Raw genomic sequence first — 24,467 nt, 5'->3', positions numbered from 1 at the left:
AAGTGGACATGAGGGCAGAAAATCCCTGGTCGGGGATGATCTGTCCACGATGCTCAAGATGGGTATGCCCCTGGTGACGGGCAGGAGGCAGCTAACAGGCAGCGCAAAGGGTCAGTGTAGCCAAGTGCCACACTGATGTCCAGTCGGGGTTTTCAGAGACCCACGTTGCTCTCAACAGCTCTTCTCAACACCTATGTCCAGCCCTGCGCGGGGTGCGCCCTTCTTTACTGCCCGCTCCGCCATCGATCCATGCCTCGGATTCGGATCGATTCGGCGACGCGCCTTGAGAATTGCGCGCCGCGTGCGGTTCGTCAAGGGCCCCCTCGGCCTCGCCCGCCCTCGGGCCCCACGGACCACCGCCCGCACGCCCCACGAGAGACGCACGGCGAAGATCACCCTACTCGTCAACGCGGGAAGGGCAAGGCACCCGCCTCCGGTACGCCGAAAGGCGACCACCCGAACGGGTGATCGCCTTTCGCGATGTGACTCCGCGCCTCGCGGCACGGGGGTCCTGAGGAGTCAGAAGACTCCCTGGGTCACTTGACCTCGACGGAGGCGCCGGCGCCCTTGAGGGACTCGGCGGCCTTGTCCGCGGCGTCCTTCGCGACCTTCTCGAGGACAGGCTTCGGGGCGCCGTCGACGAGGTCCTTGGCCTCCTTCAGGCCGAGGGAGGTCAGCTCGCGCACGACCTTGATGACCTGGATCTTCTTGTCACCGGCGGCGGTGAGGATGACGTCGAACTCGTCCTTCTCCTCCTCGGCCGGGGCAGCCGGGCCACCCTGGGCCGGGCCCGCGACGGCGACGGCCGCGGCGGCGGTGACGTCGAACTTCTCCTCGAAGGCCTTCACGAACTCGGCGAGCTCGATGAGGGTGAGCTCCTCGAACTGAGCGAGCAGGTCTTCCTGGGACAGCTTCGCCATGACAGGCGTCCTTCCACTATTCGGCAGGTGCCGGATGTATGTGTCGGCGGGCGTACACGGTGCCCGCTGGACCGCTGAGCGTGATTACTCGGCGGCCTCGGCGGGAGCCGGCGTACCGGCACCGCCCTGCTCCTCCAGCTTGACGCGAAGCGCTTCCGCGGTGCGGACGAACTTCGACGGCAGCGCCTGGAAGAGCTGCGCAGCCTGAGTCTGCTTGCCCTTCATGGCACCGGCCAGCTTGGCGAGCAGAACCTCGCGGGACTCGAGGTCCGCGAGCTGCTTGATGTCATCGGCGGACAGCGCCTTGCCGTCAAGGACACCGCCCTTGATGATCAGGTTCGGGTTGTCCTTGGCGAAGTCACGAAGACCCTTCGCCGACTCCACCGGGTCACCGGTGACGAAGGCAACCGCCGTCGGACCTGCGAACAGGTCGTCCAGCGTGTCGATCCCGGCCTCGTTGGCCGCAATCTTGGTCAGCGTGTTCTTCACCACGGCGTACTGGGCGTTCTCACCGAGCGAACGGCGCAGCTGCTTGAGCTGTGCCACGGTGAGACCCCGGTACTCGGTCAGCACGGCGGCGTTCGAGCTGCGGAACTGGTCCGCGAGCTCGGCTACCGCAGCAGCCTTGTCGGGCCTAGCCATAGCGTCGGCCTCCTTCCGGGTGATGAGGACCGCTCGAAAGGGACCGGAAAGACGAAACGCCCCGGCGCAGGCGCCAGGGCGTAGCTCGACCGAAACGAAGTCCGGGAGCTCTCCACAGTCACCTGCGCAGGTCGTCCGCATCAACGGAGCCTTCGGTTGCCCGAACCCCTGAGGGATTCAGAACAACGACCAGCGGTCTTTGGCTTCTGCAGAAGAGTACGCGACTCGGGTCGCGCAATACAAATCCGTCCCGCTTCGGGTGGTCCCGGGAGGTTTGAACTCCCCGGAGCCGGGCTAGGAGGCCGCTCCCGCGGTGGCTCCCTGCTGCTGCTTCATCATCTCGGAGAAGTCGACGGTCTCGGCGGCCGGCGGGCGCTCGACCGACACCTTCGTGCCGTAGTCGCTGTAGAACACCGTGGAGTTCAGCTCGCCGGTCTTCATCTCGCCGCGCTCGGTCTTCTTCACCAGCAGGTCGTTCTCGTCGACCCAGATGTCGATGGTCTCCGTGGTGATCCCGGCGTCGGCCAGCTGCTTCTTGAGGGCGGCGACCTCGTCGGCGTCGAGATTGCTGCTCTTGGCGGTCAGATCGGCGACGTCGACCGTGCCCGAGTAGTGCGTGGTGCTGACGCCGCGGACGTCCTCCTGGCCGACCTTCTTGACGTCACCGGAGGCCAGCAGCGACTTGACCCCCTGCTCGGGGGTGCTGTTCTGCATCTGGTCCTTCATCACCTCGCCCGAGGCGCCGGCCATCTCGGCCAGGTCGTCGTAGCTGTAGTTGATCCAGCGCTTGCCGCCGGTCTGCTGGGCCAGGGCCTCGCCCATGTCCGCCGCGTACCCGTCCTTGAAGTAACGGGCCTCCATCGTGCCGCTGCCACCGGCCTGCTTCAGGGTGTCGGCCATGGTGCCGCCGGTGTACGTGATCTTCATGGTGCCGGTGATCCCGTCGGACCAGTCCATGACACCCGTCTGCTTCATGGACATCACGCTGCCCATGGTGGTCTCGCCCTCGACCCGGGCCGACTGCGCCTGGCCGGTCTTCTTCTGCACGGCGACCAGCGCGGCTATCGGGTCGACCTTCACCACGGAGTCGCCGCGGCTCCCGGTCTTGCCCGAGCCCTTGCTCGTACCCCCGTCGTCCGATCCGCCACAGGCCGCGACCGAGGTCAGCGCCGCCACCACAGCGACGGACAGGCCCACGCGCCGTACGGTATTGGTCAACATCTGTGATTCCACCCCTCGTTCGACTCTCGGTCACCCACGCTAACGCAGGGCTCCGACAGTCATGTCCACGTACGAATGAGGACGAGCCCCGCACCTCGAAAGGTTGCGGGGCCCGTCCAATGTCACACGTGACGCGGCGGTCGTACGAGCGCGAGGGCTCAGACGGCGGCCGGGTCCTCCTCGACGAGGAGGTTACGGGTGCGGTTGGGGTCCAGCGGGATGCCGGGGCCCATCGTGGTCGCCAGGGCGGCCTTCTTGATGTAGCGCCCCTTCGCCGCGGACGGCTTCAGGCGGAGGACCTCCTCCAGCGCCGCTGCGTAGTTCTCCACCAGCTTGGTGTCGTCGAAGGACACCTTGCCGATGATGAAGTGCAGGTTCGAGTGCTTGTCGACGCGGAACTCGATCTTGCCGCCCTTGATGTCGTTGACAGCCTTCGCGACATCGGGGGTGACCGTACCGGTCTTCGGGTTCGGCATCAGACCACGCGGACCGAGCACGCGGCCGAGGCGGCCGACCTTGCCCATGAGGTCCGGGGTCGCGACGACGGCGTCGAAGTCCAGACGGCCCTTCGCCACCTCGTCGATGAGCTCGTCGGAGCCGACGATGTCGGCGCCGGCGGCTTCCGCGGCCGCAGCACGGTCACCGGTCGCGAAGACCAGGACCCGGGCGGTCTTGCCGGTGCCGTGCGGGAGGTTCACGGTGCCGCGGACCATCTGGTCGGCCTTGCGCGGGTCAACACCCAGGCGGAAGGCGACCTCGACGGTGCCGTCGAACTTCGTGGTGGCGGTGTCCTTGGCGAGACGGACGGCCTCGAGCGGGGCGTACAGGCGCTCCCGGTCGATCTTGGCGTCCGCAGCGCGGAGGTTCTTGCTGCGCTTCACTTCTACTCCTGATGGTTTTCAGAATGTGGAGTCGTGGTGCGGACCAGCGCCGGTCCTACCACTGAGGGAGTGGGGCTGAATCAGCCTTCGACCGTGATGCCCATGGAGCGGGCGGTGCCCTCGATGATCTTCGACGCGGCGTCGAGGTCGTTGGCGTTCAGGTCGGGGAGCTTCGTCGTGGCGATCTCGCGGACCTGGGCGGCCGTCAGCTTGGCGACCTTGGTCTTGTGCGGCTCGCCGGAGCCCTTCTCCACACCCGCGGCCTTGAGGATCAGCTTGGCGGCCGGCGGAGTCTTGGTGATGAAGGTGAAGGAGCGGTCCTCGTAGACCGTGATCTCCACCGGCACGACCATGCCACGCTGCGACTCGGTCGCGGCGTTGTAGGCCTTGCAGAACTCCATGATGTTGACGCCGTGCTGACCCAGTGCGGGGCCGACCGGCGGGGCCGGGTTGGCCGCACCGGCGTTGATCTGGAGCTTGATAAGCCCCGTGACCTTCTTCTTCTTGGGAGGCATGTGCTCTCTCCGGGTCCTAGTGAGAGTTTTCGCCGTCATCCGGTCATCCGGATGCAGGCATACCGCACAACGATAACGGGTATAGCCGTGCGACCAAAAACCAAGCAGGTCAGACCGGCTTCGAGAGCCTGTCTGACCTGCTCGGTAGGCATGTGTCCAGAAGCGGGCGGAAAGCTCAGTTCTTCTGGATCTGGTCGAAGCTCAGCTCGACCGGGGTCTCGCGACCGAAGATCTCGACCAGGCCCTTGACCTTCTTCGAGTCGGCGTTGATCTCGTTGATCGTCGCCTGGAGCGTCGCGAACGGGCCGTCGGTGACGGTGACCGAGTCGCCCACCTCGAAGTCCAGCACCTGGACCTCGACCTTGCGGGCCGGAGCCGGCTTGCCCTCGGCCTCGGCGGCCTCGCGGGCGGCCTTCTCCTCGGCCTCCGGAGCGAGCATCTTGACGATCTCGTCCAGCGTCAGCGGGTACGGGTCGTAGGCGTTGCCCACGAAGCCGGTGACGCCGGGGGTGTTGCGGACGACGCCCCAGGACTCGTTCGTCAGGTCCATGCGCACCAGGACGTAGCCCGGGAGCTTGTTCTGGCGGACGTTCTTGCGCTCGCCGTTCTTGATCTGGACGATTTCCTCCTCAGGCACCTCGGCCTGATAGATGAACTCCTCCACGTTCAGCGAGACGGCGCGCTGCTCCAGGTTCGCCTTCACACGCTTCTCGTAACCGGCGTACGTGTGGATGACGTACCACTCGCCCGGCAGCCCGCGGAGCTCCTCGCGCAGGGCCGTGACGGGGTCGACGGGCTCGGCCGGCTCGGCCTCCTCCTCGTCGGCCGCGTCCGCGGTCTCGTCCGCGGTGTCCTCGGACGTCTCGTCGCCGGCCTCGGGGGTCTCGTCGGCGTCGGCGGCCTCGGCCTGGTCCGACTCCTCGGCGTCCGCCGCCTCGACGTTGTCGAGCTCGTCCTCGGCGGACTCGAAGGCGCCCGCCGTCGGCTCGACGGCGTCGTTCAGGTTCGGGTCAGACACGGTGGCTTCTTCCTGGATACATATGGGTGGAACATGCGAAAGGGGCGCCCATCAGGCGCCCTTCGCGTGGATCAGCCGAAGACGGACTTCACGACCCGCGCGAAACCCAAGTCAATCACGGTTACGAGGCCGATCATGACGACGACGAACGCGATCACCACAGTGGTGTACGTCGTCAGCTGGTTGCGCGTCGGCCAGACGACCTTGCGGAGCTCCGCGACGATCTGGCGGTAGAAAAGCGCGAGACGGCCCAGCGGGCCCTTCTTGCCGCGCTTGCCGCCCTTCCGAGTCTTCTTCTTCGACTCGGGGGCCTCGTCCTCGGCATCAGGCTTGTCGATGGAGCCCACGGCGTCCGTCACGCTTCTCACCTGATTCCGGGTCGTGGCCGTGCCGCGCCCGGTGGAGCCGCACGGCGGTGCATTGAAGTACGTACATGCGCACACATCCTGGCGAAGGAGTGTGTAGCAGGGCCGGAGGGACTTGAACCCCCAACCGCTGGTTTTGGAGACCAGTGCTCTACCAATTGAGCTACGACCCTTTGTGGATTCCACCAACCTACCGCATGTTCCCGGATGACCCGAGTGCAGGAACGGTGCGGCTGGTGAAGGCCAACGACAGGAGAGTGTACGTGCTCAGCGGCCCGGCGTCGAACAGAAAGCTGCTGATCGCTCCCGGTCGCTTCGTGTCCGCATGCTGTCCGAGTGCTGTCCGGTCCCTGAAACCCCTGTGCCGACGCGGAAAACGGTCTGCGAGCATGGGGTCATGAGCGCTGCTACTTCTCCGTCCGAGAGCCGGGTCTCCGCCCGCATCGGTGCCATCTCCGAGTCCGCCACCCTCGCCGTCGACGCCAAGGCCAAGGCCCTCAAGGCCGCCGGCCGCCCGGTGATCGGCTTCGGTGCCGGTGAGCCCGACTTCCCGACCCCCGGCTACATCGTGGACGCCGCCGTGGAGGCGTGCCGCACCCCGAAGTACCACCGCTACACCCCGGCGGGCGGGCTCCCCGAGCTCAAGGCCGCCATCGCGGAGAAGACGCTGCGCGACTCCGGTTACGAGGTCGACGCGTCCCAGATCCTGGTGACCAACGGCGGCAAGCAGGCGATCTACGAGGCGTTCGCCGCGATCCTCGACCCGGGCGACGAGGTCATCGTCCCGGCCCCGTACTGGACCACCTACCCCGAGTCGATCCGGCTGGCCGGCGGTGTCCCGGTCGAGGTCGTGGCCGACGAGACCACGGGCTACCGGGTCTCCGTGGAGCAGCTGGAGGCGGCCCGTACGGAGCGTACGAAGGTCGTCCTGTTCGTCTCCCCGTCGAACCCGACCGGCGCGGTGTACAGCGAGGCGGACACCGAGGCGATCGGCCGCTGGGCCGTCGAGCACGGCCTGTGGGTGCTGACCGACGAGATCTACGAGCACCTGGTGTACGGGGACGCGAAGTTCACCTCGATGCCGGCGGTCGTGCCCGAGCTGCGCGACAAGTGCATCGTGGTCAACGGCGTCGCCAAGACGTACGCCATGACCGGCTGGCGTGTCGGGTGGATCGTCGGCCCCAAGGACGTGGTGAAGGCCGCGACCAACCTCCAGTCGCACGCCACGTCCAACGTCGCCAACGTCTCGCAGGCCGCCGCGCTGGCCGCCGTCTCCGGGGACCTGGACGCGGTCGCCGAGATGCGCACCGCCTTCGACCGCCGCCGGAAGACCATCGTGCGGATGCTCAACGACATCGACGGCGTCTTCTGCCCGGAGCCCGAGGGCGCCTTCTACGCGTACCCGTCGGTCAAGGAGCTGCTCGGCCGGGAGATCCGCGGCAAGCGCCCGCAGACCTCGGTGGAGCTGGCCGCGCTGATCCTGGACGAGGCCGAGGTGGCGGTCGTCCCGGGCGAGGCGTTCGGCACGCCGGGCTACCTGCGCCTGTCGTACGCCCTGGGCGACGACGACCTGGTCGAGGGCGTCTCCCGGCTCCAGAAGCTGCTGGGCGAGGCGAAGTCCTGACCACCACGCCGTCATTGCGTATAAGCGGGTCCCCGGTCGAGCCGGGGACCCGCTTATACGTTCAGGCAAGCGCTCGTTCGATGAATCCGGCTGCCTGGTGCGAGACCCTTGCGGCAGGATCTTGCAGTGACTCCTCCCCCTGCGAAGGGGGTTTCTCGTATGTGCACGCGGGCCATACGACGGACAAGCCCTGCCCGTGGCCTTTCGGCACAATGCGGAGCGTAACAGCTACAGAAGGTGATCGGCCATGGAACGTGATGTACGGCTGCTGCCCAAGGCCCACCTGCACCTGCACTTCACCGGGTCGATGCGGCCCACGACGCTGCTGGAGCTCGCCGACAAGTACGGGGTGCGGCTGCCCGAGGCCCTGACCGGCGGCGAGCCGCCCAAGCTGCGCGCCACGGACGAACGGGGCTGGTTCCGCTTCCAGCGGCTGTACGACATCGCCCGGTCCTGCCTGCGCGCCCCCGAGGACATCCGGCGCCTGGTGCGCGAGGCCGCCCAGGAGGACGTGGCGGACGGGTCCCGCTGGCTGGAGATCCAGGTCGACCCCACCTCGTACGCGCCCCTGCTCGGCGGGCTGATCCCGGCGATCGAGATCATCCTGGACGCGGTGGACGCCGCCTCGCGCGAGACCGGGCTGCCGATCCGGGTGGTCATCGCGGCGAACCGGATGAAGCACCCGCTGGACGCCAGGACCCTCGCGCGGCTCGCCGTGCGGTACGCGGACCGGGGCGTCGTCGGCTTCGGCCTCTCCAACGACGAACGGCGCGGGATGGCCCGTGACTTCGACCGGGCGTTCGCCATCGCCCGGGAGGGCGGCCTGCTGGCCGCCCCGCACGGCGGCGAGCTGTCGGGCCCGTCCAGCGTCCGGGACTGCCTGGACGACCTCGACGCGGCCCGCGTGGGGCACGGCGTGCGCGCCGCCGAGGACCCCCGGCTGCTGCGGCGGCTCGCGGAGGCGGGGGTGACCTGCGAGGTGTGCCCCGCGTCCAATGTGGCGCTCGGCGTCTACGAGAAGCCCTCCGATGTCCCCCTGCGCACTCTGTTCGACGCCGGGGTGCCGATGGCCCTCGGCGCGGACGACCCGCTGCTGTTCGGCTCCCGGCTGGCCGCGCAGTACGACCTGGTGCGCCGCCACCACGCGTTCACCGACGAGGAGCTGGCCGAGCTGGCCCGCCAGTCGGTGCGCGGTTCCACGGCGCCGGAGGCGGTGCGGGCGGAGCTGCTGGCGGGGGTCGACGCGTGGCTGGCGGGGCCGGTGGCCTGAGCCCCGGCCTGTGGGGCCGGTGGCCTGCGGCTCAGCCCGCGAGGCCGTTGAGCAGGGTCCGGGCCAGGGACGCCGCGAAGTCGTCCAGCGTCTGGGGCGGTTCGCCGGTGCCCGTGGCGTCGTAGGCGAACGCGCGCTGGGCGCAGGCGCCGAGGAGCAGTGAGGCGGCGGCGTAGGTGTCGGCGTCGGGCCGGACGCGGCCGGCGCTCTGTTCGGCCCGCAGATACGTGTCGACGCCGCGGATGGGCAGGTGGGGGCCGGTGCCGAGTGCGCGCATGGCCGCGTCGTGGCGCTCCTTGAGCCTCGGTTCGGCGTACAGGGAGGCGGCGATCGGGAAGCTCTGCTCGTAGAACAGGGCGGCCTGGCGGGCGATCCCGGTGAGGTTCTCCTCGACCGACCGCTCCCCCGCGCCCGGGTCGGCGATGAGCTCACGCAGGTCGACCTTGGGCAGCCGTTCCTGGAGGACCACCACGAACAGCTCCTCCTTGCTGAGGAAGTGCTTGTAGAGCGCGGCCTCCGAGCAGCCGGCGGCCTTGGCGATCTCCTTGGTGGTGGTCCGGGCCAGGCCCTTGGTGAGCATGAGCTGGTGGGCGGCGTCGATGAGGCGGACGCGGGCCGGCTTCTGCTCCATGGGCACTCCGATGAGACTTGACGGGTGAGTGATTACCCACCCACTCTAGAGGTGAGTGAATACTTACCCACCTCGAAGGGGTGTGCCATGAAGCTCACGGTTTTCGGTGCGACCGGCGGTATCGGGCAGGAGATCGTCCGCCAGGCGGTGGCGGCGGGGCACGAGGTGACGGCGGTGGTCCGCGACCCCGCCCGGCTCGCGCTCCCGCTCTCGGACGTCACGGTGCACACCGCCGCCCGGGTGGACGACCCGGAGGCGCTGCGGGAGGCGGTGGCGGGCCGGGACGCGGTCCTCTCCGGCCTCGGGTCCCGGGGCCGGAAGGCCGACGGCATCGCCGAACGGCTGACCCGCGCCGTACTGACGGCCATGGAGGCGGAGGGCACCCGGCGGCTGCTGGTGGTCAGCGCCGCCCCGGTCGCCCCCGCGCCCGCCGACGAGCCGCTGCTCGACCGGATGATGCTCTCGGTGATCGGCGCGGTCCTCAAGGAGGTGTACGCGGATCTCACCGCGATGGAGGCGGCGCTGGCGGCCTCGGCCACGGACTGGACGTCGGTCCGGCCGCCCAAACTGACGAACGGGCCCCTGACGGGCAGGTACCGGACGGTCGTCGGCGGCAACCCGCGCAGCGGCCGGTCGATCTCCCGGGCCGATGTGGCCCACGCGATGCTGGCCCTGACCGGCGACCCGGCGTCGGTGAAGCAGGGCGTGGGCGTGGCGTACTGAGGACCAGGGGGCCCGGCGCGGGGGCACGGGAAGCGGGGCGCGGGGCCAGGGGGCCCGGCGCGCGCTACAGGCTGACGCCCACCGTCACCGGTTCGTTGACCAGAGTGACGCCGAAGGCCGCGTGCACCCCGGCCACGACCTCGCGCGCCAGGGCGAGCAGGTCCTCGGTGGTCGCCGCGCCCCGGTTGGTGAGGGCGAGCGTGTGCTTGGTGGAGATGCGGGCGGGCCCGGTGCCGTAGCCCTTGGTGAAGCCGGCCCGGTCGATGAGCCAGGCGGCGGAGGTCTTGGTGCGGCCCTCGCCGGCGGGGAAGGCGGGGGGCGTCACGTCGGGGCCGAGCCGTTCGGCGACCCGGGCCAGGAAGGCGTCGAACTCGCCCTGCTCCAGGACCGGGTTGGTGAAGAAGGACCCGGCCGACCAGGTGTCGTGGTCCTCGGGGTCCAGCACCATGCCCTTGCCGGCGCGCAGCCGGAGCACGGTGTCACGGGCCTCGGCGGCGGGAACGCGGTCCCCTTCCCGGACGCCCATGGCCCGCGCGGTCTCCGGGTACTTCAGGGGTGCCGAGAGCCCGTGGGCCTCCTCCAGGCCGAAGCGGACGCGCAGCACCACGTACCGGTCGGCCTCGGCCTTGAAGCGGCTGTGCCGGTAGGAGAACGCGCACTCGGAGTTGGGCAGGACGACGGTTTCCCGGGTGCGCCGGTCGTAGGCGACGACCTCCGTGATGGTGGCGGACACCTCCTGCCCGTACGCCCCCACGTTCTGGATCGGCGTCGCGCCCGCCGAACCGGGGATGCCGGCGAGGCATTCGAGGCCCGCAAGGCCGGCTTCCACGGTGCGGGCGACGGCGTCGGTCCAGACCTCGCCGGCGGCCAGTTCCAGGGAGCCGCCGTCGAGGACGAAGCCCTTGGTGGCGATGCGCAGCGCGGTGCCCTCGAAGCCCTTGTCGCCGATGACCAGGTTGCTGCCGCCGCCGATGATCAGGAGCGGGGTGCCGCTGTCGTCGGCCTCGCGCACGGCGTCGATCACCTCGGTGTCCGTGGTGGCCGTGAGGAGCCGGGTGGCGGGGCCGCCGAGCCGGAAGGTGGTCAGGGGGGCGAGGGGGGCGTCGTGGAGTTCCTGCACGGGGACAAGGGTACGGTCCGTGGCTCCGCCGGCGGGGCGGGGCCACGGACCGTGTGGCGTGCGCGGGGTGCGTCAGGCGGGTACGGAGACCGGTTCCTCGGTGTGGGTCCCGGTCCCGGCCGCCCCGGCGGCGGGCTCCTGCGTACCGGCGGCGCGACGGCCGGGGATCAGCAGGGCGACGAGCGCGGCCAGGGCGACGACCCCGGAGCCGATCCAGACGGCGGGCACGGTGCCGTCGGTGAAGGACCGCGCGGATTCGAGGCCGCCCTGCGAGGCGAAGACGGTGGTGAGCACGGCGACCCCGAGGGCGCCGCCGACCTCGCGGAGGGCGTTGTTGGCGCCGGACGCGATGCCCTGGTCACCGGGGCGGACGCTGGACATCACCAGGCTGGCGGCCGGCGCGAAGTACAGGGCCATCCCGATGCCGCCGACGATCAGCGCGGGCAGCTGCGAGACGTAGGAGGCGTCCGGGGCGATGACCAGGGCGAAGAGGGCGAGGCCGAGCGCCTGGAGGGCGAGGCCGGCCACGACCACCGGCCGGCCGCCGAACCGGTCGGAGAGCATCCCGGCGAGGGGCGCGACGAGCATCGGCATGCCGGTCCAGGGCAGCATCCGCAGTCCGGCCTCGGTGGGCGAGTAGCCCAGGACGCCCTGGAGGTACTGGCTGAGCAGGAAGATCGCGCCGAACATCCCGAGGTACATCAGCATGCCGGCGATGTTGATCCCGAAGAAGCCGCGGTCCCGGAAGAGCCTCATGGGGAGCATGGGCTTGCGGCCCCGGAAGCCGTGGCGGACGAAGGCGCCGAGGAGCGCGGTTCCGGCGACGAGGGAGGTCAGGACGGTGGGGCTGGTCCAGCCGTCGGCGTTCGCGTTGACGAGCCCGTAGACGAGGCCGAAGAGACCGCCGCTGACGAGGAGCGTGCCGGGGACGTCGAGCCGGGCGCCCGGGGCGTACGACTCCGCGAGGCGGAAGCGGGCGAGCGGCAGCAGGAGCAGGCCGATCGGGACGTTGAGCCAGAAGATCCACTGCCAGGAGATGTGCTCGGTGAGGCTGCCGCCGATCAGGGGTCCGCTGGCCACGGCGAGGCCGGTCGCGGCGCTGAAGATGCCGAGCGCCATGCCCCGGCGGGCGGGTTCCACGGCGGCCGTGAGCAGGGTGAGCGTGAGCGGCATCATGATCGCGGCGCCGACGCCCTGGACGGCGCGGAAGGCGATGAGTTCGCTGATGCCGGGCGAGAGGGCGGCGGCGGCGGACGCGCCGGTGAAGACGGTGAGGCCGGTGAGGAAGAGCCGGCGGCGGCCGAAGCGGTCACCGAGGGCGGCGCCGAACATCAGCAGGACGGCGAAGGTGAGCGTGTAGGCGTTCACCGTCCACTCCAGCTCCTCCATGTCTCCGCCGAGGCTTTCGCGGATGGACGGCAGGGCGGTGGTGACGACGAGGTTGTCGAGTGCCGCCATGAAGCCGGCGACGCTGGTGATGACGAGGGCCCAGGCCGCTCCCGCGCGGCCTTTCGATTGCTGGTTCACTGCTCCCCCTGAGGGTTAGTTATTGATTACTAACTTTTCCGGGCAGAAAACCGGGCGGAACCCGGGGTCGGACGCGATCAGGAGACCGGCTGGGCGGAGGCGTAGAAACCGGACCAGATCCGGTGTCCGGCCGGAAAGCCGAGCGAGGTCAGCGTGTTGGCGAGCATGCCGTACGCGAGGAACGTGGTGGTGTCGTTCACCTCGGCGCCGAGCGCCAGATGGACGGAGTCGAAGAGCTCCAGCCAGCCGGCCCGCACCGATTCGCCGAACGCGTGGTCGCCGGCGGCTTCCGCGGCGGCCACGGCGGCGTAGGTCTGCATCTGCATCAGCAGCTTGTCGGGGTCGTCGGCGACCAGCAGCTGGTAGGCCCTGGCCATGGCGTGCAGCGCCTCTTCGCCCTCCAGCCCTTCGGCCGCCCCCGCGAAGACCTGCCGGGTCTCCGCGAAGCAGCGCTCGGAGGCCGCGAGGAACATCGCCTGCTTGTTGGGGAAGAGGCGGAAGAGGTACGGCTGCGAAACGCCGACCCGCTTGGCGATCGCCTCCGTGGAGGTCGCGCTGTACCCGCCGCGGGCGAACTCGGTGATCGCCGCGCGGATGACGCTCTCGCGCCGCTCATCTGCACTCATCCTTGCCATGGCAGTAAGTTAGTACTCAATCACTAACTTGGTCAAGCGGTGCGTGGGGCGGAGTCGCGGGCGGGGGTACGCGTAAGGGGCACGGCCCCATGGACCGTGCCCCTTACCTCGCGCCGCGTCGCCCCCGGACAGGCCCTAGGCGAGCTGCACCACGGCCCGGGACATGCCCAGGACCTTCTTGCCGTCGCTCATGACCGTCAGGTCCACCCGCACCCGCCGGTCGTCCAGCAGCGCGCCCACCTTGCCGCTGACCTCGATCCGCGCGCCCTTGTCGTCGTCCGGGACCACGACGGGCTTGGTGAAGCGCACCCCATACTCGACCACCGCGCCCGGGTCGCCCGTCCAGTCGGTGACCACGCGGATCGCCTCGGCCATGGTGAACATGCCGTGCGCGATCACATCGGGGAGCCCGACCTCGCGCGCGAAGCGCTCGTTCCAGTGGATCGGATTGAAGTCGCCCGAGGCGCCCGCGTACCGCACGAGCGTCGCCCGGGTGACGGGGAAGGACCGCGCCGGCAGCTCCGTACCGACCTCGACCGACTCGTAACTCACCTTCGCCGTCATCACGCCTCCTCGGCGGCGCGCGCCACCAGCTTCGTCCAGGCGGTCACGACCAGCTCACCGGACTCGTCGTGCACGTCACCGCGGACGTCCAGGATGTCGTTGCCCGCCATCGACTTCACGGCCTCGATGGTCGAGACGACCGACAGCCGGTCACCGGCGCGCACGGGGCGGACGTAGACGAACTTCTGGTCGCCGTGCACCACCCGGCTGTAGTCCAGACCGAGCTGGGGGTCCTCGATGACCTGGCCGGCGGCCTTGAAGGTGATCGAGAACACGAAGGTGGGCGGTGCGATCACATCGGCGTGGCCGAGCGCCGCGGCGGCCTCGGGGTCGGTGTACGCGGGATGGGCGTCGCCCACGGCCTCGGCGAACTCGCGGATCTTCTCCCGTCCGACCTCGTACGGCGCGGTGGGCGGATAGGTCCGTCCCACGAAGGACTGGTCGAGCGCCATGAACTCGCAACCTCCTGATGAAAGAACGTCTGGGCCGGCCTGTGGCGGCGTCCGGCACCATTCAACGCCACACCCGCCGCACAACGACACGAGGCCGCCCCCCGAAGGGGACGGCCTCGTGTACGAGCCTGATTCAGCGCGTTTCGCGGTGCGCGGTGTGCGAGTTGCAGCGCGGGCAGTGCTTCTTCATCTCAAGACGGTCCGGGTTGTTACGCCGGTTCTTCTTGGTGATGTAGTTCCGCTCCTTGCACTCCACGCAGGCCAGCGTGATCTTCGGGCGGACGTCGGTGGCAGCCACGTGAGTGCTCCTTGGACGGACGATGGACGGATGAACGCAGAAAAGAGTAGCCGATCGAAGGACCGACCCCACAATCGGCTACTTTTAGTAGCGGTGACCGGACTTGAACCGGTGACACAGCGATTATGAGCCGCTTGCTCTACCGACTGAGCTACACCGCTTTGATGACTGGGCCCCCCGCCGAAGCGGGGTTTCCGATCACCAGAGCCCCAATGCGGAATCGAACCGCAGACCTTCTCCTTACCATGGAGACGCTCTACCGACTGAGCTATTGGGGCGAGCGATGAAGACATTACACGCTCGGTCGCCGATCGCCCAAATCCGTTTCCCGGCGCCCGGCCAACCCGGGCCCGTACCCCGCTTCGGGCGTCCTCACACCGCTGATCAGCAAGGCCGCACCGGTACGACTATTGCGCTCCTCCTCCGGCCGGGCCCCGCCCGCCCCTAGGCTCTACTCACTCTGCGTGATCTTGACCCCTTCCCAGGAGCGCGATGCCCGACAGCCAGCCGCGGCAGCCCGACGACCACGCGGCCGACGCCACCGGCGGCCCGGAGACCTCCGCCCTGACGCTCTGCGGCGCCCGCCTCACCGACGGCCGCGTCGTGGACGTACGCGTCTGCGGCGACCGCATCGAGGCCGTCGGCACCGCGGGCAGCCTGACCGCCCCCGGCGCCCGCCTCGACCTGCGCGGCCACCTCCTGCTCCCCGCGCCCGCCGAGCCGCACGCCCACAGCGACACCGCCCTCACCGCGGACGGCGCCGGACCCGCCTCCGAGCGGCCCGAGGACATCCGGCGGCGCGCCACGGAGGCCGCGCTGCTCCAGCTCGGCCACGGGGCGACCGCCCTGCGCTCGCACGTACGGATCGGCGACCCCCAGGGCCTGGCGGCGCTCGAAGCCGTACTCCGGGCCGGGCGCTCGCTGCGCGGCCTGGCCGACCTGACCCCGGTCGCCGTCCCCCGGCTGCTCACCGGCGTCGCCGGGGCGGACAACCTGGCGATGCTCCGCGACGCGGTGAAGATGGGCGCCGGCGCGGTCGGCGGCCGGCCCGACCTGGACCCGGACCCGTCCGGATACGTCGAGGCCGTCCTGGCGGTCGCCGCCGAGCACGGCTGCCCCGTGGACCTGCACACGGACGGCGACGACCCCGCCCGGCTGGCCCGGTTCGCCGCGCTGGCGGGCGGGATGCGCCAGGAGGTCACCATCGGCCCGTGCGCCGGTCTCGCCCGCCTCCCCGTCGACGTCGCCGCCCGGACGGCCGGGCGGCTGGCGAACGCCGGGGTGAGCGTCATCTGCCTCCCCCAGGGCGGCTGCTGCGGTACGGAACACCGGGGCGCCGCCCCCGTACGGCTGCTGCGCGACGCCGGCGTCCGGGTCGCGGCGGGCGGCGGGGCGCTGCGCGATCCGGCCAACCCGGTGGGGCGCGGCGACCCGCTGGAGGCGGCGTTCCTGCTGTCCTCGCAGGGCGGCCTGAGCCCCGAGCACGCCTACGCGGCGGTGTCCGCCGAGGCCCGGCACGTCATGGGGCTCCCCGAGCTCCGCGTCGAAGCGGGCTTCCCGGCCGAGCTGCTCGCCGTACGCGGGGAGGGACTGGCCGGGGCGCTGTCGCTGGCGTACAGCCGGATCGTGGTGCACCGGGGGCGGGTGGTGGCCCGGACCAGCGCGGTGCGCGAGTACGGCGACCCGCAGGCCGGCGGCGGGCCGGGCCTTCCCCGCCAGGGACGGCCGGAATCCACCGGCGGGCCGTGAGCGGCGTGGCGCGCTCCGGCGTACCGTCGGTCGTATGCGCATTGTCATCGCAGGTGGACATGGTCAGATCGCGCTGCGGCTGGAGCGGTTGCTCGCCGCGCGCGGGGATGAGGCGGCCGGCGTCATCCGCAACCCGGGGCAGAGCGACGACCTCAGGGCGGTGGGCGCCGAGCCCGTGGTGCTGGACCTGGAATCGGCCACGGTCGACGAGGTCGCCGAGGTGCTGCGCGGCGCCGACGCGGCGGTCTTCGCGGCCGGCGCGGGCCCCGACAGCGGCACGGCCCGCAAGGACACCGTGGACCGCGGCGCGGCCGTGCTCTTCGCGGACGCGGCGGAACGGGCCGGGGTGCGGCGCTACCTCGTGGTCTCGTCCATGGGCGCCGACCCGGACCACGCCGGGGACGAGGTGTTCGACGTCTACCTGCGGGCCAAGGGCGCGGCGGACGCGGACGTACGCTCCCGCTCCGCCCTGGACTGGACGATCCTGCGCCCCGGGATGCTCACCAACGACGCCGGCACCGGCCAGGTCCTCCTCGCCGCGTCCACGGGCCGGGGCCCGGTCCCCCGCGACGACGTGGCGGCGACCCTGGTCGAACTCCTGGACACCCCGGCCACGGCGGGCCTGACCCTTGAGCTGATCTCGGGCAACGTGCCGTTGACGGTCGCGGTGAAGGACATCGCGGGCAACTGACCGGCACGCACGAAGAAGGCCCCCGTTCGAAGAACGGGGGCCTTACTTGTGGCGGCGCCAGGGTTCGAACCTGGGTAGGCTGAGCCGGCAGATTTACAGTCTGCTCCCTTTGGCCACTCGGGCACACCGCCAAGGGATGCCGCCGTCGAGTCCCGGTTTCCCGCGGTGCTCTCTGGCAACGACGTAAACAATACCTGATGACCGGGGGTGCTACGCCACCGGATTGTTCGGAGGCCCGTACGGCCCGGGGTGGCTAGGCTTTACGCGGCCGCTGCGCCAGGTACGCACTTTCCAGCACCCCCGATCCAAGGAGCCACACGTCATGGCCGACTCCAGTTTCGACATCGTCTCGAAGGTCGAGCGGCAGGAGGTCGACAACGCCCTCAACCAGGCCGCCAAGGAGATCTCCACCCGTTACGACTTCAAGGGCACGGACGCGTCGATCGCGTGGTCCGGCGAGAAGATCCTGATGCAGGCGAACGGCGAGGAGCGGGTCAAGGCCATCCTCGACATCTTCCAGTCCAAGCTGATCAAGCGCGGGATCTCGCTGAAGTCGCTGGACGCCGGTGAGCCGCAGCTGTCCGGCAAGGAGTACAAGCTGTTCGCCTCGATCCAGGAGGGCATCTCCCAGGAGAACGCCAAGAAGGTCGCGAAGATCATTCGCGACGAGGGGCCCAAGGGCGTCAAGGCCCAGGTCCAGGGCGAGGAGCTGCGGGTCACCTCGAAGAGCCGGGACGACCTCCAGGCCGTGCAGGCGCTGCTGAAGGCCCAGGACTTCGACTTCGACGTGCAGTTCGCGAACTACCGCTAGAGCCTCGTGGTCCGGGCGCGGAACGAGAAGTCCCGCGCCCGGACTGCATGTCCGAATACCGCCGGTTCCGACGGTTCGGGCGCAGCAGACTGGTCTGTGACGGACGGCGTTCCGGCCGGTCGTACGGACGAGGAGAGGGACCGGCCATGACCATGTACGCGACGGTCGACAGCCCGCTGGGTGAACTGCTGCTGGTCGGGGAAGAGGCCCCGGGAGCGGCTCCCCGAGCGGCGGGTACCGCGCTCGTCTCGCTCTCCGTGCCGGGCCAGAAGGGCGGCACCGTCGTCCAGGACGGCTGGGTGCGCGCACCGGAGGCGTTCGCGGGTGTCGCCGCCCAGCTGGACGAGTACTTCGAGGGGCGCAGGACGCGCTTCGACCTGGTGTACGCGGAGGGGCGGGGCACCGAGTTCCAGCGGCGGGTCTGGGCGGCGCTGGACGCCGTTCCGTACGGCGAGACCGTCTCGTACGGGCAGATCGCCGCGCGCGTCGGCGCCAGTGGCGCCGGGGTGCGGGCGGTGGGGACGGCGATCGGGCGCAATCCGCTGCTGGTCGTGCGGCCGTGCCACCGGGTGATCGGCGCGGACGGGGCGCTGCGCGGGTACGCGGGCGGGCTGGAGCGCAAGGAGCGGCTGCTGGGGCTCGAAGGGGCCCTGGCGGGGCGTTGAACGGGGCGTTGAAGGACCACCGCTGATGGACGGGCTCTTCCCGAGGTCGCGTGCCGTCGTCGCGCCGGGGGCCGTGCACGTGCCCGACTGGCTGTCACCCGCGCGGCAGCGCGAGTTGGTGGTGGCGTGCCGGGAGTGGGCGCGGGGGCCCGTGCCCTTGCGGCACACGGCGTTGCCGGGCGGCGGGGTGATGTCGGTGCGGACGGTGTGCCTCGGGTGGCACTGGCAGCCGTACCGGTACACGCGAACGGCGGACGATGTGAACGGTGCTCCGGTGGCCCCGTTCCCCGCCTGGCTCGCGGAGTTGGGCCGGGCGGCGGTGGCGGAGGCGTACGGGCCGGGAGGCGGCTCGGAGGCGTACGCGCCGGATGCCGCGCTGGTCAACTTCTACGACGGTACGGCCCGGATGGGCATGCACCGGGACGCCGAGGAGCGGTCGGACGCGCCCGTGGTGTCGCTCAGCATCGGGGACACCTGTGTCTTCCGGTTCGGCAACACGGAGGGCCGGGGCAGGCCGTGGACCGACGTGGAGCTGGCGTCCGGCGACCTGTTCGTCTTCGGCGGCCCGGCGCGCCGGGCGTTCCACGGGGTACCGGTGGTCCGGCCCGGCACCGCCCCTCCGGGCACGGGGATGAGCGGTGGCCGACTCAATGTGACGCTGCGTGAGACCGGGTTGAACGGCTGACGTCAGCGGCGTTCGCGGGAGTTGCCGAAGAGCAGTCGGTAAGCGATCAGCAGGACCAGTGAGCCGCCGATGGCCGCGACCCAGGTCGCCGGGTCGAAGAAGTCCTTGGTGATCTCGCGGTCCAGGAAGCGCGACGATATCCAGCCACCGAGGAACGCGCCGACGATCCCTATGAGCGTCGTGCCCACCAGGCCGCCGGGGTCGCGCCCCGGCAGCAGGATCTTGGCGATGACGCCCGCGACGAGCCCGAGAATGATCCAGCCGATAATGGTCATGCGTGCGAACCTACCCGTCCGTCCGTCCTGGAAGCCAAGACGCCGGGGACGGGCGGGCGGTTGCGCGCGACGGCCTGCGGGCCGGTGGTCTACCAGCCGGCGAACTGCTCGTCGGTGCGCACGATCTCCTTGCCGAAGGGCATGAGGGAGACCGGGATGAGCTTGAAGTTGGCGATGCCCAGGGGAATCCCGATGATCGTGACGCACAGGACGATGCCCGTGGTGATGTGCCCGAGCGCCAGCCACCAGCCGGCGAGGATCAGCCAGAGCACGTTGCCCACACAGGACGGCCCGCCCGCGTCCCGGCGGTCGACCACCCGGTACCCGAAGGGCCACAGGGCGTAGACGCCGATCCGGAAGGCGGCCAGGCCGAAGGGGATGCCGATGATCGTGATGCAGAGCAGGAGTCCCGCGAGCAGGTAGCCGAGGAACATCCAGAATCCGCAGAGGACCAGCCAGATGACGTTCAGAATGGTTTTCACGGGCGAGGACCTGCCATCCGTTCGAGTCGGGCGATGCGCTCCGCCATCGGCGGGTGGGTCGAGAACATCTTGGACATTCCCTGCCCCGCGCGGAAGGGGTTGGCGATCATCATGTGGCTCGCGGTCTCGATCCTGGGCTCCGGGGGGAGCGGGAGCTGCTGCGTCCCGGCCTCCAGCTTCCGCAGGGCGCCGGCGAGGGCCAGGGGGTCGCCGGTGAGCCGGGCGCCCGAGGCGTCCGCCTCGTACTCCCGGGAACGGCTGACGGCCAGCTGGATGACGGAGGCGGCGAGCGGACCCAGGATCATGATCAGCAGCATGCCGAGGAGGCCCGGGCCCTCGTCGTCGTTGGAGCGGCCGACCGGGATCAGCCAGGCGAAGTTGACGAGGAACATCACGACGGAGGCCAGTGCTCCGGCGACGGACGAGATGAGGATGTCCCGGTTGTAGACGTGGCTCAGCTCGTGGCCGAGGACGCCGCGCAGCTCGCGCTCGTCCAGGAGGCTCAGGATGCCCTCGGTGCAGCAGACGGCCGCGTTGCGCGGGTTGCGGCCGGTCGCGAAGGCGTTGGGCGCCTGGGTCGGGGAGATGTAGAGCCGGGGCATGGGCTGACGCGCCGACGTGGAGAGCTCGCGGACCATGCGGTAGAGCTGGGGCGCCTCGAACTCGCTCACGGGGCGGGCGCGCATGGCCCGCAGCGCCAGCTTGTCGCTGTTCCAGTACGCGTACGCGTTGGTGGCGATCGCCACCAGGAGGGCGACGATCAGGCCCGTACGCCCGAAGAAGCTGCCGATGACGAGGATGAGTGCGGACAGGCCCCCGAGGAGTACGGCGGTTTTCAGCCCGTTGTGCCGGCGGTGCACGGTACGCCCTCCAAATCGTGCAGCAGGGGAGCCCTTGGCGGGTGGGCTCCACCGCTCAGTGGAGCCTCCCGTACTGGTCAACGCCAGGCGGCGGGAGCGAGTTCCCCGGTGCGGACGGCCCGACGGCCCAGGCAGGCCCCGCTGTACGCGTGGGACCGTGCTCTGGGCCGTCCGGGTGGAGGTGCGGGGTGCGCTCAGCGCTGGGCGGGGAGCTTGGCGAGCTCCAGCGCCTCGGGGTCGGGCTCGACCTCGCTGGTGCAGTGGGCGCAGCGGGAGGCGATGGCCGGGATCTGCGTGTAGCAGCGGGGGCAGTCGCGCAGGGCGGCCTTGATGTCGACCGGCTCGTCGGCCTTCTTGGCGGTGAAGCGGTCCTGGACCTTGGCCATCGGCATGACGACGGCGAAGTAGAGGACCGACGCGGTGATGAGGAAGGCGATCGCGGCGGCGATGAAGAGGCCGTACGGGAAGTCCACCCCGTCGACCACGAAGTGCGCCTTGCTGAAGTCGCCGGTGCCGCGCGTGATGACGCCGATGAGCGGCACGATGAAGGCGTTGCTGAACCCGGTGACGACCGCGGTGAACGCGGCTCCTACGGCGAGACCGACCGCCATGGAGATGACGTTCCCGCGCAGGATGAAGTCCTTGAACCCGCTCAGCACTGCTCTGGCTCCTTGTGGTGAGGTGAACGTCGTACGCGTTCCAAGGCACCGACCTTGCCCTGTGCGGGCGGCCGGGGGCAAACCGATCTTGTCACCTTTCGAACAGGTGACCGAGATCAGAAGAGACTGACGGCGGCGAATCTCAGGACGGTCTGCGGGGCGCCCGACAGGACGACTCCGGCGGCGGCGGTGAGGACGATCGCGGCGGTCAGGGACGCCGGGACGCGGTGCCGTACGGCGGGCGCGGCCTCTTCCCCGTCCGCGGGCGCGCGGAACAGGGCGGCCGTCCACCGGAGGTAGTAGTACAGCGCGACGACGACGTTGACGGCCATCACCACGGCGAGCCAGCCCAGGCCCGCGTCCACGGCGGCGGAGAACACCGTGACCTTGGCGAAGAGCCCGATGATGCCCGGCGGCAGCCCGGCCAGGCAGAGCAGGAAGAACGCCAGCGCGAGGGCGGCCAGGGGCCGGGTGGCGTACAGGCCGCGGTAGTCGTCGAGACGGTTGCCGGGGCGGGTACGGGCGACCAGGGCGGCCACCGCGAACGCGCCGAGGTTCACGACGGCGTACATCAGGGCGTACGCGACGGTGGAGCCGATCCTGCGCTCCCCGGCGTACGCGGCGGCGGCTACGGGGACGAGCAGGTACCCCGCCTGGGCGACGGAGGACCAGGCGAGCAGGCGTACGGCGCCGCGGGCGCGGGAAGCGCTCTGGCGCAGCGCGGCGACGTTGCCGACGGTCATCGTGAGCGCGGCGAGGACCGCGAGGGCGGGGCCCCAGACGTCCGCGTACGCCGGGAAGGCGATCACGGTGACGAGGATGAGGCCGGTGAAGCCGACCGCCTTGCCGACGACCGAGAGGTAGGCGGCGATCGGCAGGGGGGCGCCGACGTACGTGTCGGGCACCCAGAAGTGGAAGGGCGCGGCGGCCGTCTTGAAGGCGAAGCCGACCAGGGTCAGCGCGACGCCCGCCCCGGCGAGGGTGGCGAGCTCCGGGTCGACGTGGCCGAGGCGGCCGGCCAGGTCGGTGAGGTGGAGCGTGCCGGTGGCCGCGTACACGAAGCTGACGCCGAGGAGCATCACGGCGGTGGCGGTCACGGAGGACAGGAAGAACTTCAGCGCGGCCTCGGAGGAGCGCCGGTCGCCGCGCTTGATGCCGACGAGCGCGAACGCGGGCAGCGAGGCGACTTCGAGGGCGATGACCAGCGTGGCGAGGTCCCGGGACGCGGGCAGGAGCGCGGCGCCGGCGGCGGACGAGAGCAGCAGGAACCAGAACTCGCCGGCCGGGAGCTTGCGGGTGTCGCCGAGCGAGAGCAGCGCGGTGAGCAGCGCGCCGCCGAGCACGAGGGCCTGGATGACCAGGGTGAAGTGGTCGGCGGTGTAGCTGCAGGCGTGGCTGCCCGTGGTGAGGCAGAAGGTGGAGCGGTCGCCGTCGTGGAGCGGGATGATCAGGGCGAGCGCGGCGACGAGTCCGGCGACGGCCCCGTGGCCGAGGAGCGGTTTGCGGGCCTCGGTGACGAAGAGGTCGGCGACCAGGACGACGAGGGCGACGGCCGCGGCGGTGAGCGGGGGCGCGATGGCGAGCCAGTCGACGGACTGGACGAGGCTGGTGGCGCTCTCGGCCGCTGTGGTCACGACTTGCCTCCTGCGAGGAGCTTCTGCACGGCCGGGTCGGTGAGGCCGAGGAGGACGGCGGGCCACAGGCCGGCGAGGACGGTGAGGGCCGCGAGGGGGGTCCAGGCGGCGAATTCATAGCTCTGGACGTCGGCGATCGCCTGCGGTTCGTCGCGGTTCGCGCCCATGCAGACGCGGCGGACCACGATCAGGAGGTACGCGGCGGTGAGCAGGGTGCCGAACGCGGCGACGGACATGAACGTCAGGAAGGCGGGCCGGCTCAGCCCCTCGGCCGGGTCGAACGCGCCGAACAGGGCGAGCATCTCGCCCCAGAACCCGGCCAGCCCCGGCAGCCCGAGGGAGGCGACCGCGGCGAACGCGAGGAGGCCGCCGAGGCGGGGCGCGCGGCCGTAGAGGGCGGCTCCGGTGGCCCCGGCGAGGGTGTCCAGGTCGGCGGTGCCGTACCGGTCCTTGACGGCGCCGACCAGGAAGAACAGCAGGCCGGTGATGAGCCCGTGGGCGATGTTCGCGAAGAGCGCGCCGTTGACGCCGGTGGGGGTCATGCTCGCGATGCCGAGGAGCACGAAGCCCATGTGGCCGACGGAGGAGTACGCGATGAGCCGCTTCAGGTCGCCCTTGGCGCCGGGCCGGGCGAGGGCCAGGCAGGCGAGCGATCCGTAAACGATCCCGGCGACGGCGAAGGCCGCGAGGTACGGGGCGAAGGTGTGCATCCCGTCCGGGGCGACCGGGAGCAGGATGCGGACGAACCCGTACGTGCCCATCTTCAGCAGGACGCCCGCGAGGAGCACGGAGCCGACGGTCGGGGCGGCGGTGTGGGCGTCGGGCAGCCAGCTGTGCAGCGGCCACATCGGGGTCTTCACGGCGAGCCCGATCCCGATCGCCAGAACGGCGGTGACCTGCACGGACGAGGTGAGCCCGCGGCCGTTGTCAGTGGCGAGTGCCACCATGTCGAAGGTGCCGCTGTTCAGTCCGATGAGGAGCAGGCCCAGCAGCATGACGACCGAGCCGAGCAGTGTGTAAAGGATGAATTTCCAGGCCGCCGCCTGCCTCCCGGCACCGCCCCATCGGGCGATCAGGAAGTACATCGGGATGAGCACCATCTCGAACGCCAGGAAGAACAGGAGCAGGTCGAGGACGGCGAAGGTGGCGAGGGTGCCGGATTCCAGGAGGAGGACCAGCGCGACGAACGCCTTCGGCGAGGGGCCTTCGGGCAGCTTGAAGTAGCTGTAGAGCGCGCAGAGGAAGGTCAGCAGCGCGGTCAGTACGAGCAGGGGGAGCGAGATGCCGTCGATGCCGAGGTGGATGCGCACGTCGAGCGCCGGAATCCAGCTGATGTCGGTGGTGGCCTGCATCTTCGACGGGTGGTCGTGGTCGAAGCCGGCGGCCAGCACCAGGGTCGCCAGGAGGATGACCCCGGTGACGGTCACGCCGTGGCGGAGCACGGCCTGGTCGGGGCTGCGGCCCTTCAGCCCGGGCGGGGCCGGGAGCAGGGCGGCGACGGCGCCGATGAGCGGGCCGACGACGACGAACGCCAGAAGGAACTGCATCAC

28 protein-coding genes and 4 tRNA genes are annotated in these 24,467 nt (G+C 70.5%); 8 read left to right on the top strand and 24 right to left on the bottom strand.

Going from position 1 to position 24,467, the window contains the following annotated elements:
• Nucleotides 1-536: 536 nt before the first annotated feature.
• The 8 genes from rplL to ACFUJY_RS12315 all read right to left on the bottom strand — a co-directional run bounded on the left by rplL (nucleotide 537) and on the right by ACFUJY_RS12315 (nucleotide 5,735).
• Entirely contained in the window at nucleotides 537-920 is a 384-nt protein-coding gene (gene rplL / locus ACFUJY_RS12350; protein WP_073964461.1) for a 50S ribosomal protein L7/L12, read from the bottom strand.
• Nucleotides 921-1,004: 84 nt separating this feature from the next.
• The gene (gene rplJ / locus ACFUJY_RS12345) at nucleotides 1,005-1,562 is read right to left on the bottom strand and encodes a 50S ribosomal protein L10 (RefSeq protein ID WP_018101258.1); all 558 of its coding nucleotides are present in this window, start codon (nucleotides 1,560-1,562) and stop codon (nucleotides 1,005-1,007) included.
• A 294-nt stretch (nucleotides 1,563-1,856) separates the two neighbouring features.
• On the bottom strand, nucleotides 1,857-2,783 hold the full coding sequence (locus ACFUJY_RS12340) for a hypothetical protein (protein WP_383297961.1): 927 nt from the start codon (nucleotides 2,781-2,783) through the stop codon (nucleotides 1,857-1,859).
• A gap of 158 nt (nucleotides 2,784-2,941) precedes the next feature.
• Nucleotides 2,942-3,664, bottom strand: coding sequence for a 50S ribosomal protein L1 (gene rplA / locus ACFUJY_RS12335; protein WP_073964463.1), 723 nt, complete (start codon nucleotides 3,662-3,664; stop codon nucleotides 2,942-2,944).
• Nucleotides 3,665-3,744: 80 nt separating this feature from the next.
• The gene (gene rplK, locus ACFUJY_RS12330; RefSeq protein WP_143621126.1) at nucleotides 3,745-4,179 is read right to left on the bottom strand and encodes a 50S ribosomal protein L11; all 435 of its coding nucleotides are present in this window, start codon (nucleotides 4,177-4,179) and stop codon (nucleotides 3,745-3,747) included.
• A 175-nt stretch (nucleotides 4,180-4,354) separates the two neighbouring features.
• Complete coding sequence (gene nusG / locus ACFUJY_RS12325; protein WP_383297959.1) at nucleotides 4,355-5,197, bottom strand: transcription termination/antitermination protein NusG; 843 nt, start codon at nucleotides 5,195-5,197, stop codon at nucleotides 4,355-4,357.
• A 71-nt stretch (nucleotides 5,198-5,268) separates the two neighbouring features.
• A complete protein-coding gene (gene secE, locus ACFUJY_RS12320; RefSeq protein WP_383297958.1) occupies nucleotides 5,269-5,556 on the bottom strand; it encodes a preprotein translocase subunit SecE in 288 nt (95 codons plus the stop codon).
• Between the two features lie 106 nt (nucleotides 5,557-5,662).
• A tRNA-Trp gene (locus tag ACFUJY_RS12315) sits at nucleotides 5,663-5,735 on the bottom strand.
• A 224-nt stretch (nucleotides 5,736-5,959) separates the two neighbouring features.
• Between ACFUJY_RS12315 and ACFUJY_RS12310 the strand changes: the two genes are divergently transcribed.
• Nucleotides 5,960-7,186, top strand: a complete 1,227-nt coding sequence (locus ACFUJY_RS12310) for a pyridoxal phosphate-dependent aminotransferase (protein ID WP_383297957.1) — start codon at nucleotides 5,960-5,962, stop codon at nucleotides 7,184-7,186.
• 247 nt (nucleotides 7,187-7,433) lie between these two features.
• Complete coding sequence (locus ACFUJY_RS12305; protein ID WP_383297955.1) at nucleotides 7,434-8,456, top strand: adenosine deaminase; 1,023 nt, start codon at nucleotides 7,434-7,436, stop codon at nucleotides 8,454-8,456.
• A gap of 31 nt (nucleotides 8,457-8,487) precedes the next feature.
• On the opposite strand, the gene ACFUJY_RS12300 is transcribed toward ACFUJY_RS12305, so the two are convergent.
• The gene (locus ACFUJY_RS12300; protein ID WP_383297953.1) at nucleotides 8,488-9,087 is read right to left on the bottom strand and encodes a TetR/AcrR family transcriptional regulator; all 600 of its coding nucleotides are present in this window, start codon (nucleotides 9,085-9,087) and stop codon (nucleotides 8,488-8,490) included.
• Between the two features lie 87 nt (nucleotides 9,088-9,174).
• On the opposite strand from ACFUJY_RS12300, the gene ACFUJY_RS12295 reads away from it, so the two are divergent.
• Nucleotides 9,175-9,810 (top strand): NAD(P)-dependent oxidoreductase, encoded by a 636-nt coding sequence (locus ACFUJY_RS12295; RefSeq protein ID WP_383297951.1) that lies wholly within the window; start codon nucleotides 9,175-9,177, stop codon nucleotides 9,808-9,810.
• Between the two features lie 64 nt (nucleotides 9,811-9,874).
• On the opposite strand, the gene ACFUJY_RS12290 is transcribed toward ACFUJY_RS12295, so the two are convergent.
• From ACFUJY_RS12290 to ACFUJY_RS12255, 8 genes are all read right to left on the bottom strand, one after another.
• Nucleotides 9,875-10,930 carry a UDP-N-acetylmuramate dehydrogenase gene (locus tag ACFUJY_RS12290; RefSeq protein WP_383297950.1) on the bottom strand — a complete coding sequence of 352 codons (1,056 nt, stop codon included), beginning with the start codon at nucleotides 10,928-10,930 and terminating at the stop codon, nucleotides 9,875-9,877.
• A gap of 72 nt (nucleotides 10,931-11,002) precedes the next feature.
• Nucleotides 11,003-12,457, bottom strand: coding sequence for an MFS transporter (locus tag ACFUJY_RS12285; protein ID WP_383297948.1), 1,455 nt, complete (start codon nucleotides 12,455-12,457; stop codon nucleotides 11,003-11,005).
• 77 nt (nucleotides 12,458-12,534) lie between these two features.
• The gene (locus tag ACFUJY_RS12280; RefSeq protein ID WP_383297946.1) at nucleotides 12,535-13,083 is read right to left on the bottom strand and encodes a TetR/AcrR family transcriptional regulator; all 549 of its coding nucleotides are present in this window, start codon (nucleotides 13,081-13,083) and stop codon (nucleotides 12,535-12,537) included.
• A gap of 144 nt (nucleotides 13,084-13,227) precedes the next feature.
• Nucleotides 13,228-13,656 (bottom strand): MaoC family dehydratase, encoded by a 429-nt coding sequence (locus ACFUJY_RS12275; RefSeq protein ID WP_383297945.1) that lies wholly within the window; start codon nucleotides 13,654-13,656, stop codon nucleotides 13,228-13,230.
• On the bottom strand, nucleotides 13,656-14,108 hold the full coding sequence (locus tag ACFUJY_RS12270; RefSeq protein ID WP_383297943.1) for a MaoC family dehydratase N-terminal domain-containing protein: 453 nt from the start codon (nucleotides 14,106-14,108) through the stop codon (nucleotides 13,656-13,658). Before ACFUJY_RS12270 ends, ACFUJY_RS12275 begins: the two co-directional genes overlap by 1 nt.
• Before the next feature lie 133 nt (nucleotides 14,109-14,241).
• A complete protein-coding gene (gene rpmG, locus ACFUJY_RS12265) occupies nucleotides 14,242-14,406 on the bottom strand; it encodes a 50S ribosomal protein L33 (RefSeq protein WP_003956487.1) in 165 nt (54 codons plus the stop codon).
• Between the two features lie 88 nt (nucleotides 14,407-14,494).
• Nucleotides 14,495-14,567 (bottom strand) — tRNA-Met (locus tag ACFUJY_RS12260).
• A gap of 44 nt (nucleotides 14,568-14,611) precedes the next feature.
• Nucleotides 14,612-14,684, bottom strand: a tRNA-Thr gene (locus ACFUJY_RS12255).
• 214 nt (nucleotides 14,685-14,898) lie between these two features.
• Here ACFUJY_RS12255 and ACFUJY_RS12250 point away from each other — a divergent pair.
• Both ACFUJY_RS12250 and ACFUJY_RS12245 read left to right on the top strand, forming a co-directional pair.
• Nucleotides 14,899-16,155, top strand: coding sequence for an amidohydrolase family protein (locus tag ACFUJY_RS12250; RefSeq protein ID WP_383297941.1), 1,257 nt, complete (start codon nucleotides 14,899-14,901; stop codon nucleotides 16,153-16,155).
• A 34-nt stretch (nucleotides 16,156-16,189) separates the two neighbouring features.
• Nucleotides 16,190-16,846: an SDR family oxidoreductase gene (locus ACFUJY_RS12245; RefSeq protein WP_383297939.1), complete on the top strand. Its 657-nt coding sequence runs from the start codon at nucleotides 16,190-16,192 to the stop codon at nucleotides 16,844-16,846.
• A 49-nt stretch (nucleotides 16,847-16,895) separates the two neighbouring features.
• Here the strand turns inward: ACFUJY_RS12245 and ACFUJY_RS12240 are convergent.
• Nucleotides 16,896-16,977 (bottom strand) — tRNA-Tyr (locus ACFUJY_RS12240).
• Nucleotides 16,978-17,168: 191 nt separating this feature from the next.
• On the opposite strand from ACFUJY_RS12240, the gene ACFUJY_RS12235 reads away from it, so the two are divergent.
• The 3 genes from ACFUJY_RS12235 to ACFUJY_RS12225 all read left to right on the top strand — a co-directional run bounded on the left by ACFUJY_RS12235 (nucleotide 17,169) and on the right by ACFUJY_RS12225 (nucleotide 19,007).
• Nucleotides 17,169-17,657: a YajQ family cyclic di-GMP-binding protein gene (locus tag ACFUJY_RS12235; protein ID WP_018519335.1), complete on the top strand. Its 489-nt coding sequence runs from the start codon at nucleotides 17,169-17,171 to the stop codon at nucleotides 17,655-17,657.
• A gap of 146 nt (nucleotides 17,658-17,803) precedes the next feature.
• Complete coding sequence (locus tag ACFUJY_RS12230) at nucleotides 17,804-18,322, top strand: methylated-DNA--[protein]-cysteine S-methyltransferase (protein ID WP_383297937.1); 519 nt, start codon at nucleotides 17,804-17,806, stop codon at nucleotides 18,320-18,322.
• A 25-nt stretch (nucleotides 18,323-18,347) separates the two neighbouring features.
• On the top strand, nucleotides 18,348-19,007 hold the full coding sequence (locus ACFUJY_RS12225; RefSeq protein WP_383297935.1) for an alpha-ketoglutarate-dependent dioxygenase AlkB family protein: 660 nt from the start codon (nucleotides 18,348-18,350) through the stop codon (nucleotides 19,005-19,007).
• 2 nt (nucleotides 19,008-19,009) lie between these two features.
• On the opposite strand, the gene ACFUJY_RS12220 is transcribed toward ACFUJY_RS12225, so the two are convergent.
• From ACFUJY_RS12220 to ACFUJY_RS12195, 6 genes are all read right to left on the bottom strand, one after another.
• Entirely contained in the window at nucleotides 19,010-19,282 is a 273-nt protein-coding gene (locus ACFUJY_RS12220; protein ID WP_143626001.1) for a GlsB/YeaQ/YmgE family stress response membrane protein, read from the bottom strand.
• A gap of 89 nt (nucleotides 19,283-19,371) precedes the next feature.
• Complete coding sequence (locus ACFUJY_RS12215) at nucleotides 19,372-19,764, bottom strand: YccF domain-containing protein (RefSeq protein WP_361023467.1); 393 nt, start codon at nucleotides 19,762-19,764, stop codon at nucleotides 19,372-19,374.
• Nucleotides 19,761-20,624 (bottom strand): zinc metalloprotease HtpX, encoded by an 864-nt coding sequence (htpX, locus tag ACFUJY_RS12210; RefSeq protein WP_383297933.1) that lies wholly within the window; start codon nucleotides 20,622-20,624, stop codon nucleotides 19,761-19,763. The genes ACFUJY_RS12215 and htpX overlap by 4 nt, the downstream gene beginning before the upstream one ends.
• 194 nt (nucleotides 20,625-20,818) lie before the next feature.
• The gene (gene mscL / locus ACFUJY_RS12205) at nucleotides 20,819-21,283 is read right to left on the bottom strand and encodes a large conductance mechanosensitive channel protein MscL (protein ID WP_383297931.1); all 465 of its coding nucleotides are present in this window, start codon (nucleotides 21,281-21,283) and stop codon (nucleotides 20,819-20,821) included.
• Between the two features lie 116 nt (nucleotides 21,284-21,399).
• Complete coding sequence (locus ACFUJY_RS12200; RefSeq protein ID WP_383297930.1) at nucleotides 21,400-22,917, bottom strand: NADH-quinone oxidoreductase subunit N; 1,518 nt, start codon at nucleotides 22,915-22,917, stop codon at nucleotides 21,400-21,402.
• Nucleotides 22,914-24,464, bottom strand: coding sequence for a NuoM family protein (locus ACFUJY_RS12195; RefSeq protein WP_383298087.1), 1,551 nt, complete (start codon nucleotides 24,462-24,464; stop codon nucleotides 22,914-22,916). The genes ACFUJY_RS12200 and ACFUJY_RS12195 overlap by 4 nt, the downstream gene beginning before the upstream one ends.
• Nucleotides 24,465-24,467 lie beyond the last annotated feature (3 nt).

This window comes from Streptomyces sp. NPDC057249 (assembly GCF_042669245.1).
Classification (GTDB): Bacteria; Actinomycetota; Actinomycetes; order Streptomycetales; family Streptomycetaceae; genus Streptomyces.
This window is presented reverse-complemented; position numbering and strand designations above follow the sequence as displayed.